The organism is Kitasatospora sp. NPDC089797, assembly GCF_040684795.1.
GTDB lineage: Bacteria > Actinomycetota > Actinomycetes > Streptomycetales > Streptomycetaceae > Kitasatospora.
The window spans coordinates 1-11,613 of sequence record NZ_JBFBGS010000101.1; the positions used below are offsets into that span (position 1 = coordinate 1).

The following is an 11,613-nucleotide window of genomic DNA, read 5'->3' on the forward strand; positions in this document are numbered from 1 at the left end:
GTCGAGGGCGACGACCCGGGTCTCCCCCTCCCCGTAGACCTTGTTCAGGCCGGTGGCGCGGGCGGCCGCCAGGCCGGTACGGACGGCGGTTGCGGGGAAGGTCACGAAGACTCCTGGGAACGAATCGGATTTTCCTACCGATCCATCCTGCCAAGTGGTTCGAGCCCGATGCGTATGCCGAGGGGACGGTGGGCCCCCGCCGACCCGGCGGGGCGGCGGGGGCGTCATCCTCCTCAGGTATGACCCGTCCCCTGAGGACCAAAGTCCCCCCGGTCCTCGGCGGCGTCACTCCACCGCGACCCCGAAGGCCGTCGCGAGCCCGGTCAGACCGTTCGTCACCGCCCGGCCCGACGGCGCGAACTGCCAGCCCTCCGCCGCCCGGCGGAAGCTGCCCAGCAGCATCGCGCTGTCCGGCATGCCGCCGTTGGCGCCGGGCCACCTGGCCGGCCCGGCCGCGCCAGGCCCGTACTCGGCGGCGACCGCCAGCCCGTACACGTAGCCCAGCGGCAGCGCCGGGGGCTCCTCCTCCTCGGTGGAGACCGCGAGCACCACCTCGTCCACGGCGGTCGGCAGCCGGTGCAGGTCCAGGCTCAGCCGGGCCGCCCGGGCCGGCTCGCCCGGCACCGAGTGGGTGGGGTGCAGCCGGATCGCGCCGTCCGGGTCCTGCGGGTTGTTGAAGAACACGAAGTGCTCGTCGCTCAGCACCCGCCCGCCGGCGCAGAGGAACGCGGTGACGTCCAGCTCCACCGGGTCCCCGGCGGCGGTGCGGCTCTGCCAGCTGACCGTGAGGCTGCTCTGCGGCACGCCCGGCCCGGCCGCCGGCTCCTGGGCGACGGCCTCCGCCGCCCCGCTCGGAGCGCCGCCGCCGAGCCGGCCGCGCAGCCCCTGGTCGGCCAGCAGCTCCACCAGCTCCGGCCCGCTCACCAGGGTCAGCGGCTTGCCCTCGATGTAGCTGTACGAGCCCTTGCCGAAGCCCGCGGTGGTGACCAGGATGCCCTTGATCGCGCCGTGGTGGCGGACGGTGGACTCCAGGTCGCGCACCGCCGTCGGCGGGACGGTCTTCTTGTAGCGCTTGGCCTGGATCACGATCTTGCCGCCGGTCACCGGGTCCAGGTCCTCGGCGACCACGTCCACCCCGACGTCGCCGCTGCGGGCCGTGGTCATCACGCGGAAGCCGCGCAGCCGGAACAGCTCGGCGATCAGGTCCTCGAACTCGATCGGGTCCATCTCGAAGAGGTCCGGGTCCTCCTCGCCGAAGTGCCCGGCCAGGCTCCCGCCGACGGTCTCCGGCAGCCGGTCCGGCTTCACCTCGTCCAGCCGCTCCGGCCGCGCGGACAGCTTGCCGCCCAGGCCCTGGAAGCACTCCACCGGCGCCACCCGGTCCAGCGCCAGCCCGGCGAACTCGGCCCGGGTCGCGGTCAGCGTGGACAGGAACCGCTCCGCCTCCCGGCCGGTCGCCGGATCGATGCCGAGCACGAAGCCGTTCAGCACCACCGAGTCCAGCATCCCGTCCCGGTCCGCCCGGAACAGCTCCACCGCCACCCGCAGCGCCGACTGCGCCAGCACCTCCCGGTACAGCGCCTTGCGCTCGGTCGCCGGACGGGCCACCTCCGCCTCGCGGTCGTCCGCCTTCACGTACCGCACCCGGCCGGCGGCCGGCACCACGTCCGGCCCGGGCAGCTCCCAGTTCACCACCAGCTGGCGGCTCGGCGCCTCCCAGGCCGCCACCAGCCGGTGCGGGAAGCCCTCCGGCCAGGCCGCCGAGGCGTACAGGCCGGCCGTGAAGTACTCCTGCACCGCCTCCGGCTCACCCGCCCGCAGCCGCCGCAGCAACTCCTCGGTGCCCGCCCCGCGCTCCTCCTCCTGGCGGCGGAAGCGCTCCGCCCACGCCAGGTACTCCTGGTGGTACGCGGCCAGCCGGCGCTGCCGGTCCGCCTCCCGCGCCTGCGCGGCGTACCAGTCCTGCTCGAACCGGGCCCGGGCCTGGGCGAGGTACTGCTCGTACTGCCGCCGCACCCCGGCGTTGCGGGACTGCGCCGCGTCCGGCGGCGGGACGGCGTACGCGGCGGAGGTCTGGTCCGGCATCGGCACCGGCTCGCCCAGCGGGCCCGGGTCGAACGGCGGCACCGGGCGCGGTGCCAGCAGCGCCTGCGGCCCGAACGCCGGCGCGGCCAGCCCCGCCGCCAGCAGCCCGCGCAACTCCTCGACCCTGGCGTCCAGTTCGGCCGTCCGCGCGGCCGCCTCGGCCTCCCGCGACTGCTGGTACGAGCGCTGCGCCTCCCGCTCGTCCCGGGCGGCCGCCCGCTGTGCCTCGCGCTGGGCCCGCTCGTGCCGGCGCAACTCCGCCGCCTCGGCGCGCCAACGGGCCTCCTCGCGCCGCTGCTGCTGCCGCTGCGCCTCCGCCCAGACCGCCAGCACCCCAGTGTTCCGCCGCCCCGCCACCAGCCACCCCTTCGCACTCACGCCGACCCGGCCGTCCCGCGCCGCCTCCCGGCCGCAGCGCCGACCGCGCCCGCCACAATAGAACGTGGACACCGGGCACGGCCAAGCGCCCGCGACCTGCGGTGCAGTGACGGGAGCTGACGGCCCGGCGGACGGGCGGCTCTCCTGCTCCGGGCCGCCCGCCCGCGTTTCCGGGCTCCGGGTCCGCCGGGGGCGGCCGCTACTCCCGGACGTCGGCGTACCAGCGCCAGGCGGTGCGCGGCGGGCGGTCGGGGAGGGCGGTGCGGCCGGTGGCCCAGAGGAGGGTGGGCCAGGGGGCGGTGGCGGGCGGGACGTCGGGGAAGAGCCGGGTCAGGGCGCGGGTGCAGAGGTCGGCGGGCGGTTCCCAGGGGAGGCCCAGGCCCCGGGCGACGTCGTGCAGGTGGACCAGGGTCTCGACCAGGCTCATGGCCGTGAACCCGCCCGGGTCGGCGAGGCCCCACGGGTGGTGGGCACGGGCGTCCGGCGGGGCGAACCGGGCCACGGCGACCATCAACCCGCCGCTGGCATCGAGCACTTCGAGTAGGCCCGGGACGCCGGCGGCCGGGTCCGCGCGGACGACGTTGTTCGGGCCGCCGGGGAAGCCGCGGGTCGCGACGAAGGGGACGTACCGTCCGCGCGGGGGCCTGGCGGGGGCGAGTTGGGCGGCGTACGCGAAGAGGTCGTCGGCGAGGTGCTCGACGGTGTCCCAGCAGCTCCAGTCGAGGGTGCCGGCGGGCCGGGACCAGTCCGCGTCCGCCGGGGCGGCGGCCAGGGTGTCGACGGCGAGGCGCACGGCGAGGGCGAGGTCGTCCGGGGTCGGTGAGTCGATCATGGGGGGATGGTAGGCGCGAACCGCTGTCGGCGGGGGCGGGTAGCCTGGCCGGAGCCCAGACCCCAGGAAGGGATGCCCGTGACGATCCCCGCACCGCAGCACCCGGACCGGCCCGCCGGCTGGATCTCCACCGGCCTGAGCTGGCACGACGGCCGGGCCCTGCTCGGTGCCGCGCGCGGCCCGCAGGTGCACGAGCGGGAGGTGGCGCCGGGCGCGGAGGTCGGCTGGCTGCTCGGCGGCCCGCGCCGCTGCACCGGCGCCTGGCTGGCCGGGGCGACGGAGCGCACGCCCTGCCCGCACCACGCGGTGGTCGATCCGGACGGCAGCGCCACCCAGTGCCCGGCCTGCCAGAGCGTGGACCGCGGCCTGGCGCTGGCCCGGGACCAGATCCTCGACGACGGCCGCACCTACCTGCTCTACCTCGCCTGGTTCGGCGAGGGGCTGCTGAAGGTCGGCCTGACCGCCGAGCAGCGCGGTGACAGCCGACTGCTCGAACAGGGCGCGCTGGCCTACGCGTTCACCGCACGCGGCGGCCTGCCCGCCGTGCGCCGCGCCGAACTCACCGTCGCCGCCTCCGGGTTGGCCCGGGAGCGGTACAAGTCCCGGCTGAAGACGGACCACTGGTGGGCACACGGGGACGCACCGCACCGCCGTACCGTGCTGGGCGAGGCCCGGGCCCGGGCGCACCGGCTGCTGGAGGGCCACGCGGTGGAGCTGCTCGCCGACCGCCCGGTGGTGGACCACGTGGAGCGCTACGGCCTGGGCGGCGGCGCCCCGGAGGCCTACCGGGAGATCACCGGCCTGGTGGCGGGTGCGGTGGTCGCGGGCCGGCTGCGCCCGCCGGTCGGCCGGCACCTCTTCCTGGACCAGCCGGACGGTTCCGGCCCGCTGCTGCTGGACACCCGTCGGCTGACCGGCTGGGCGCTGACGCCGGTCACCGGCCGGGCGGCCGAGGGACTGCGGCTGGAGGAGCGGGTCCGCCCGCCGGAGCCGGACACCCAGGAGGCGCTGTTCTGAGCCGGGGCGCCCCCTGATCGTGGTTGCTTATTAAAACCGCAAGGCCTAGTCTCGGCCATACGGTTTCAATCTGCCACCAGCATGGAGCGAGCCCGACCATGATCGCTGCCCACGAGACCTTCGACGGCACCTTCCCGTACCGGCCGCACTTCAGCACCGCCCCCGGCTTCCCGATGCACTACGTCGACGAGGGCTCCGGCCCGGTCGTGCTCTGCCTGCACGGCGAACCCACCTGGGGCTACCTCTTCCGCGACCTGATCCGCCGACTGGCCCCCACCCACCGGGTGCTGGTGCCCGACCACATGGGCTTCGGCAAGAGCGCCACGCCCGCCGACCGGGGCTACCTGGTGCAGGACCACGTGGACAACCTGGAAGCCCTGGTCGACGACCTCGGCCTGAGCGAACTCACCCTGCTGCTGCACGACTTCGGCGGCCCGGTCGGGATGGGCCTGGCCGCCCGCCGACCCGGGCTGATCGCCCGGGTGGTCAGCCTCAACGCCCCGACCCCGTTCGGCCAGCCCGGCCTGGCCGAGGCGCTGGCCGTCAACGCGGCCGACTCCCCGTGGTTCCGCTGGATCGCCCGGGCGCACGCCGACGGCAGCCTGGGCGCCGTCCTCGGCGCCCTCGACTACACCGTGCTCAGCACCCTCAAGCTCAACGGCTTCGAGGACAACGCCCTGATCACCGACACCTGGCTGCGCGCCTACGGCTCACCCTTCCCCAACCGGGCCGAGGCGGCCGGGGCGATCGGCTGGGCCGAGGGCTTCGCGACCGGGGCGCACCGGTTCGCCGCCCCGGATGCCGGGGCCCGGGCGGCGCTGGCGGCGCTGCCGGCCCTCGCGGTCTGGGGCGCCGCCGACCGGACGCTCGCCGCCCGACACTTCCTGCCACTGTTCGCCGAGGCGTTCCCGCGCGGCCGGGCGGTGGAACTGCCGGGCGTCGGCCACTACAGCCCCGAGGACGCCCCGGAGGCCGTGGCGGACCTGGTCGGGCGCTTCCTCGCGGAGACCGCGCCCTGACCGGTCGGCGACCCCCGGTCAGCCGGTCCCAGGTCACCGGTCCCAGGTCACCGGCTCCAGGTCACCGGTCCCCGGTCACCGCTTCCCGGTCACCGGCTCCCGAGCAGGGCGAGCAACCGGGTCACCAGCCCGAGCGCGGGCGCGGCGGCCTCGCCCAGGTCCCCGGTCAGCCCGGCCAACAGGTGCAGGGTGTTGCGCCGGCTGCGCCGCTCCTGGCCGGCCGGGTCGCCGAGCACCGGCAGGGTCTCCCGGAGGCTCTGCCGGTCCTCCTCGGGCAGCCGGGGGTCCCGGGCCAACTCGGCCACCAGGACGGCGAGGTGGGCGAACAGCGCGGCGGCCCCGGGCGGCAGGGCCTGGTCGGCGGCCGGTGCGTGGTGGTGCTGGATGCCGACGTTGTGGTGCCCGCCGTGGAGGGTGACGTTGTCGCCGACGTGGAACCGCGGTCCGTCGCCGCTCACTTGATGACCCCCGTGTTCCCCTGGCCGCCGTAGATGTTGACGTTGTCGCCGTACTGGTACTGCCGCAGGTCCACCAGGACGTTGCTGACGAACTGCTGGAACTCGGTCTGCGGGTTCTCGATCGCGTGGGTGATCCTGGCCTGGAGCTCGTACGCGTGCTTCGCGTCCTTCCAGGCCAGCAGCGCGGTCGGCGGCCCCGCCGTGTCGATGGTGAGCGCGTGCAGCCGGCGCTGGAGCAGCACCGGCAGGGTGGCGAACAGGAAGTAGGACGCCAGCAGGGCCAGGGTCACCACCACGATCGGGCCGGAGCCGGAGTTCTGGCTGTCCCTGCTGCTGCCGAAGCCCGAGGAGTGGGAGAGGGCGTTGAGCCCGGCGATGACCAGCGCGGCCGGGACGACGATGCCGATGAACTTGAGGAACCGTTTGATGGCGCCGAGGACGTCGGGCAGGATGATCGTGATGCTGACCCGCGCGACGGTGGCCAGCGGGTACGCCGCCGAGCCGATCCAGAGGATGCGGTTGGTGACGGCGACCCGGGTGGCGGAGGGGTCGTGGGCGGGCCTCGGCGGCGGGCCGACGGAGGCCGAGGGCCCGGTGCCCACGGGGTCCCCGGCCGGCGGCGCCGGCGGCGGGACGTACGGGAGCGGAGTGGCGCCGGTCGGTCGGACTCCCGACGGTGCGACCGGTTCGGTCGGCTGCATGAGCATTCCCCCAAGGCTGTCAAACGAGCGACGACAATAAACCAGCACGCTCCGGGCGTGCACAAGCTCTTTGTCGGAAACCCGGCTTGACGAACCGTGGCAGGGGGTGGGTCGGACGCGGCTCAGCCCAGCTTGCCGCGCACCCCGCCCGGCCCCGGGCGCGCCCGGCGGGACAGTGGCGGCCGGGACGGCCGGACGTCACCGCGTCCGGTGCCCGCGGCCTCGGCGCCCTCGGCGGCGCGCCGGGCGAGCGCGGCCCGGGCGGCGGCCAGGGCGACCCGGGCGAGCAGCGGGTCCTCCGCGAGGCCCGCCGTGCGCTTGGACACCTGACAGGAGGAGCACCAGACCGGCGAGGCGGGCCCGTCCGGATAGACCATGCCCTCCGGCGGCAGGTAGTGCCCGCCGCACTCGACGCACTCGAAGACCAACCTCATCCGATGATCACCGTCCCGGATCCGTGGCACCGACCGCACGGTGACCAGAAGGTGTGAACGCTGGGCACCATGCTTCCTTCCTCGTCCAGCTCGACCGTCGCCTCGGTCTTCTGGGTCCCCCCGGAGCCGCCGCAACCGGAGCAGGACTGAACCTCGGGCATATGCCGTCCTTCCGTGGCGGAGCACCACCGTAGCGCGATTTTCCGTCAACAAGCACCGCTCGCGGGGATCCACCACCCGTACGGGGAGCGTGAGTCGGCGCCGCACGCCCCGGAGAACGGGGTCGGCCCCCCGCCTGAGCACCAGAGCGAGGGGCCGACCGATCGAGGGGGTTCAGCCAAGGGCGGCCCGCAGGAAGTCGCGGTTCATCGCGGCGATGCTGGGCAGCGGGATGCCCTTGGGGCAGGCGGTGGCGCACTCGCCGGTGTTGGTGCAGCCGCCGAAACCCTCGGCGTCCATCGCCCCGACCATGTTCCGCACCCGGGCGGCGCGTTCCGGCGCGCCCTGCGGCAGCACGTTGAGGTGCACCACCTTGGCGGAGGTGAAGAGCATCGCCGAACCGTTCGGGCAGGCCGCCACGCAGGCGCCGCAGCCGATGCACTCGGCGTGCTCGAAGGCGGTGTCGGCGGCCTCCTTGGGGACGGGCGTGGCGTGCGCCTCGGGGGCGCTGCCGGTGGGGGCGGTGATGTAGCCGCCGGAGCCGATGATCCGGTCGAAGGCCGAGCGGTCCACCACCAGGTCCCTGACCACCGGGAAGGCCGCGGCGCGCCACGGCTCGACGTCGATGGTGTCGCCGTCCCGGAAGTGCCGCATGTGCAGCTGGCAGGTGGTGGTGCGCTCGGGGCCGTGCGCCTGGCCGTTGATGACCATGCCGCAGGCGCCACAGATCCCCTCGCGGCAGTCGTGGTCGAAGGCGACCGGCTGGTCGCCGCGGGTGATCAGCTCCTCGTTGAGGGTGTCCAGCATCTCCAGGAAGGACATGTCCGGGCTGATGCCGCCGACCCGGTAGGTGGTCATCGAGCCGGGTGCGTCCGGCCCCGCCTGGCGCCAGATGCGCAGGGTGAGGTTCATGCGTAGCTCCGCTGGGTGGGGTGGACGTGTTCGAAGTCGAGGTCCTCGCGGTGGAGGACGGGCGGTTCGCCGGTGGCGGTGAACTCCCAGGCGGCGGCGTAGGAGAAGTCCTCGTCGCGGCGGGCGGCCTCGCCGTCCGGGGTCTGGCTCTCGGTGCGGAAGTGCCCGCCGCAGGACTCGGCGCGGTGCAGGGCGTCCAGGCACATCAGTTCGGCCAGCTCGAAGTAGTCGACCAGCCGGTTGGCCTTCTCCAGCGACTGGTTGAGCTCCCGGCCGGTGCCGGGCACCTTGATCCGTCGCCAGAACTCCTCGCGCAGGCGGGGGATCCGCTCCAGCGCGCGCTCCAGCCCGGCCGCGTCGCGGGCCATCCCGCACTCGTCCCAGAGGAGTTCGCCGAGTTCGCGGTGGAAGGAGTCCGGGGTGCGGTCGCCGTCGACGGAGAGGATCAGGTTGAGCCGGTCCTCGACCTCCGCCTCGGCCTCGGCGACCGCCGGGTGGTCGGCGGGCACGGCGGGCACCGGGTTGCGGGCCAGGTAGTCGTTGAGGGTGGGCGGCAGCACGAAGTAGCCGTCGGCGAGCCCCTGCATCAGCGCGCTGGCGCCGAGCCGGTTGGCGCCGTGGTCGGAGAAGTTGGCCTCGCCGATCGCGAACAGGCCGGGGACGCTGGTCTGGAGGTCGTAGTCGACCCAGAGCCCGCCCATCGTGTAGTGGATCGCCGGGTAGATCCGCATCGGCACCCGGTACGGGTCCTCGGCGGTGATCCGCTCGTACATCTCGAAGAGGTTGCCGTACCTGGCCTCGACGGCGTCCCGGCCCATCCGGCGGATCGCGTCGGCGAAGTCCAGGTAGACGCCCTGCCCGCCGGGGCCGACGCCGCGGCCCTCGTCGCAGACGTTCTTGGCGGCCCGGGAGGCGATGTCGCGGGGCACCAGGTTGCCGAAGGCGGGGTAGATCCGCTCCAGGTAGTAGTCCCGCTCCTCCTCCGGGATCTGCCCGGGCGGGCGGGTGTCGCCGGCCGCCTTGGGCACCCAGATCCGGCCGTCGTTGCGCAGCGACTCGCTCATCAGGGTGAGCTTGGACTGGTGGTCGCCCGAGCGCGGGATGCAGGTGGGGTGGATCTGGGTGAAGCACGGGTTGGCGAAGTAGGCGCCGCGCCGGTGGGCCCGCCAGATCGCGGTGGCGTTGGAGTTCTTGGCGTTGGTGGAGAGGTAGAAGACGTTGCCGTAGCCGCCGGTGGCGAGCACCACGGCGTCCGCGGTGTACGAGCTGATCGCACCGGTGACCAGGTCCCGGGCGACGATGCCGCGGGCCCGGCCGTCGACGACCAGCAGGTCCAGCATCTCGGTGCGCGGGTGGAGCTCCACGTTCCCGGCCGCGATCTGCCGGGAGAGCGCCTGGTAGGCGCCGAGCAGCAGCTGCTGGCCGGTCTGGCCGCGGGCGTAGAAGGTGCGGGAGACCTGGACGCCGCCGAAGGAGCGGGTGTCCAGCAGACCGCCGTACTCGCGGGCGAAGGGCACGCCCTGGGCCACGCACTGGTCGATGATCTCCACCGACACCTGGGCGAGCCGGTGCACATTGGACTCGCGGGCGCGGAAGTCGCCGCCCTTGACGGTGTCGTAGAACAGCCGGCGGACGGAGTCGCCGTCGTTGCGGTAGTTCTTGGCCGCGTTGATGCCGCCCTGGGCGGCGATCGAGTGGGCCCGCCGCGGGGAGTCCTGGAAGCAGAACTGCACGACGTGGTAGCCCTGTTCGGCGAGCGTGGCACCGGCCGCGCCGCCGGCCAGGCCGGTGCCGACCACGATCACGGTGTGCTTGCGGCGGTTCGCCGGGTTGACCAGCTTGGCGTCGAAGCGCCGCTGGTCCCAGCGCTGTTCGATCGGTCCGGCGGGGGCCCGGGTGTCGGCGATCGGCGCGCCGAGGGCGTAGTCCTGGTAGCTCACTTCACGACTCCGAACATGACGGCCACGGGGACGGACAGGAAGCCCACGGTCAGCAGCAGCGCCAGGCCGTCGGCCGTCAGCTTCAGTGCCCGATGGCGGCGGGCGTTGTTGACGCCGAGGGTCTGCGCGGCGCTCCAGAAGCCGTGCCGGATGTGGAAGCCGAGGGCCACCACCGCGAGGATGTAGAACACGTCGCTGTACCAGCGGCCGAAGGTGCCGACCACGTTCTGGTAGACGTGGCCGTGCTCGGCGACCGGGTTCACGGTGAGCGTGGTGAGGTCGAGGATGTGCCAGACGATGAACAGCGCCAGGATCACCCCGCCCCAGCGCATGGTCCGGGTCGCGTAGCTGGCCCGGCGGCGCTGGTGCACGTACCTGCTCGGGCGGGCGGCGAGGTCCCGGCGGCTGAGCTGGTACGCGGACACCCCGTGCAGGACGACGGCGGCCACCAGGCCGACCCGGGCGATCCACAGGAACCACTCGTGGCCGAGGAACGGCTGCCCGACGGTGCGCAGCCAGGCCGCGTAGCCGTTGATGTCGTCGGGGCCGAAGAAGACCTTGAGGTTCCCCAGCATGTGCGCGACCAGGTACAGCAGCATGGCCAGCCCGGTGACGGCCATGACCGCCTTCTTGCCGACGGTCGACCGCCACAGGGTCGCCAGGGTGGACGGATGCCGGCCCGTCCGCGTCGCGGTTGTCATGGCAGCAACGGTAGGGACGGCACCACGGTGCGTCCAAGACATGCTGCGGCTGGTGACGATAGCCGGAGCCTATCGTCACGGCGTAGCCTGGGTCCGTGCAGCTCCAGCAACTCCGCTACTTCCTGGCCGTCGCCGAGACCCGGCACTTCACCCGGGCCGCCGAGGCCGCGCATGTCGCCCAGCCCTCGCTCTCCCAGCAGATCCGTTCGCTGGAGCGGGAGTTGGGGGCCGAGCTGTTCCACCGCACTCGGGGCAACATCGCCCTCACCGACGCCGGGGACGCCCTGCTGCCGCTGGCCCGGCGGATCCTCGCGGACACCGAGAGCGCCCGGCTGGCCGTCCAGGAGACGGTGCAGCTGCGCCGCGGCCGGGTCCGGCTGGGCGCGCCGCCGAGCCTGTGCACCAGCCTGGTGCCGGACGTGCTGCGGGTGTTCCGGGACCGCTACCCGGGCGTCGCGCTGGCGGTGCGCGAGGGCGGCTCGCGCGATCTGGTCCGCTGGCTGGCGGCGGGTGAGTTGGACCTCGCGCTGATCATCACCCCGCCCAGCGGGGAGGCGGCGCCGGCCCTCGCCGTCACCGAACTGCTGCACGAGGAGCTGGTGTTGGTCTCGGCGGCCGGGCCCGCCCGGCGCTCGGTGCGGGTCGCGGAGCTGCGCGGGCGGCCGCTGGTGATGTTCCGGGAGGGCTACGACGTCCGGGAGGCGGCGCTGGCGGCCTGCCGGGCGGCCGGGTTCGAGCCCGAGTTCGCCGTCGAGGGCGGCGAGATGGACGCGGTGCTGGGCTTCGTCCGGGCCGGGCTCGGCCCGGCGGTGGTGCCGGGGATGGTGGCGGCGCGCTCGGGGCTGTCCGTCACCCCGTTCGCCGGGCCGGGGCTCGGCCGCATCCAAGGACCCCAACGGTCCCCGACTCGCCTTCCCCGCCGGGGCGTGGCGCTCCTTCCTGACCGCCGTCCGCACCGGCGAGTTCGGCGACGTCTG

The 11,613-nt window shown here is 74.3% G+C and carries 10 protein-coding genes and 3 pseudogenes; 4 read left to right on the forward strand and 9 right to left on the reverse strand.

Going from position 1 to position 11,613, the window contains the following annotated elements:
- The 3 genes and pseudogenes from AB0O91_RS40795 to AB0O91_RS40805 all read right to left on the reverse strand — a co-directional run.
- A pseudogene (locus AB0O91_RS40795) lies at positions 1 to 105 on the reverse strand (ABC transporter ATP-binding protein); the annotation flags it as partial.
- A 180-nt stretch (positions 106 to 285) separates the two neighbouring features.
- Positions 286 to 2,463, reverse strand: coding sequence for a restriction endonuclease (locus AB0O91_RS40800; RefSeq protein WP_363444530.1), 2,178 nt, complete (start codon positions 2,461 to 2,463; stop codon positions 286 to 288).
- A 199-nt stretch (positions 2,464 to 2,662) separates the two neighbouring features.
- Entirely contained in the window at positions 2,663 to 3,295 is a 633-nt protein-coding gene (locus AB0O91_RS40805; protein ID WP_363444533.1) for a maleylpyruvate isomerase N-terminal domain-containing protein, read from the reverse strand.
- Positions 3,296 to 3,373: 78 nt separating this feature from the next.
- Here AB0O91_RS40805 and AB0O91_RS40810 point away from each other — a divergent pair, with 78 nt between their 5' ends.
- Both AB0O91_RS40810 and AB0O91_RS40815 read left to right on the forward strand, forming a co-directional pair.
- The gene (locus AB0O91_RS40810; RefSeq protein ID WP_363444536.1) at positions 3,374 to 4,312 is read left to right on the forward strand and encodes a DUF2797 domain-containing protein; all 939 of its coding nucleotides are present in this window, start codon (positions 3,374 to 3,376) and stop codon (positions 4,310 to 4,312) included.
- Positions 4,313 to 4,410: 98 nt separating this feature from the next.
- Positions 4,411 to 5,331, forward strand: a complete 921-nt coding sequence (locus tag AB0O91_RS40815) for an alpha/beta fold hydrolase (protein WP_363444539.1) — start codon at positions 4,411 to 4,413, stop codon at positions 5,329 to 5,331.
- Positions 5,332 to 5,420: 89 nt separating this feature from the next.
- Here AB0O91_RS40815 and AB0O91_RS40820 read toward each other — a convergent pair whose 3' ends face one another.
- From AB0O91_RS40820 to AB0O91_RS40845, 6 genes are all read right to left on the reverse strand, one after another.
- Positions 5,421 to 5,789, reverse strand: a complete 369-nt coding sequence (locus AB0O91_RS40820; RefSeq protein WP_363444542.1) for a hypothetical protein — start codon at positions 5,787 to 5,789, stop codon at positions 5,421 to 5,423.
- Positions 5,786 to 6,391: a DUF6232 family protein gene (locus AB0O91_RS40825; RefSeq protein ID WP_363444545.1), complete on the reverse strand. Its 606-nt coding sequence runs from the start codon at positions 6,389 to 6,391 to the stop codon at positions 5,786 to 5,788. The genes AB0O91_RS40820 and AB0O91_RS40825 overlap by 4 nt, the downstream gene beginning before the upstream one ends.
- A gap of 221 nt (positions 6,392 to 6,612) precedes the next feature.
- Complete coding sequence (locus AB0O91_RS40830; RefSeq protein WP_363444548.1) at positions 6,613 to 6,924, reverse strand: hypothetical protein; 312 nt, start codon at positions 6,922 to 6,924, stop codon at positions 6,613 to 6,615.
- Positions 6,925 to 7,257: 333 nt separating this feature from the next.
- Complete coding sequence (locus AB0O91_RS40835; protein ID WP_363444550.1) at positions 7,258 to 7,995, reverse strand: succinate dehydrogenase/fumarate reductase iron-sulfur subunit; 738 nt, start codon at positions 7,993 to 7,995, stop codon at positions 7,258 to 7,260.
- A complete protein-coding gene (locus tag AB0O91_RS40840) occupies positions 7,992 to 9,935 on the reverse strand; it encodes a fumarate reductase/succinate dehydrogenase flavoprotein subunit (RefSeq protein WP_363444552.1) in 1,944 nt (647 codons plus the stop codon). Before AB0O91_RS40840 ends, AB0O91_RS40835 begins: the two co-directional genes overlap by 4 nt.
- Positions 9,932 to 10,636, reverse strand: coding sequence for a succinate dehydrogenase cytochrome b subunit (locus AB0O91_RS40845; protein WP_363444555.1), 705 nt, complete (start codon positions 10,634 to 10,636; stop codon positions 9,932 to 9,934). Before AB0O91_RS40845 ends, AB0O91_RS40840 begins: the two co-directional genes overlap by 4 nt.
- A gap of 95 nt (positions 10,637 to 10,731) precedes the next feature.
- On the opposite strand from AB0O91_RS40845, the pseudogene AB0O91_RS40850 reads away from it, so the two are divergent.
- A pseudogene (locus AB0O91_RS40850) lies at positions 10,732 to 11,517 on the forward strand (LysR substrate-binding domain-containing protein); the annotation flags it as partial.
- 34 nt (positions 11,518 to 11,551) lie between these two features.
- Positions 11,552 to 11,613, forward strand: a pseudogene (locus AB0O91_RS40855) (hypothetical protein); the annotation flags it as partial.

Excerpts from the sequence above, each read along its gene's own strand:
- AB0O91_RS40805 (WP_363444533.1), bottom strand. The coding sequence starts at position 3,295 with ATGATCGACTCACCGACCCCGGACGACCTCGCCCTCGCCGTGCGCCTC.
- AB0O91_RS40835 (WP_363444550.1), bottom strand. The coding sequence starts at position 7,995 with ATGAACCTCACCCTGCGCATCTGGCGCCAGGCGGGGCCGGACGCACCC.
- AB0O91_RS40815 (WP_363444539.1), top strand. The coding sequence starts at position 4,411 with ATGATCGCTGCCCACGAGACCTTCGACGGCACCTTCCCGTACCGGCCG.
- AB0O91_RS40830 (WP_363444548.1), bottom strand. The coding sequence starts at position 6,924 with ATGAGGTTGGTCTTCGAGTGCGTCGAGTGCGGCGGGCACTACCTGCCG.
- AB0O91_RS40845 (WP_363444555.1), bottom strand. The coding sequence starts at position 10,636 with ATGACAACCGCGACGCGGACGGGCCGGCATCCGTCCACCCTGGCGACC.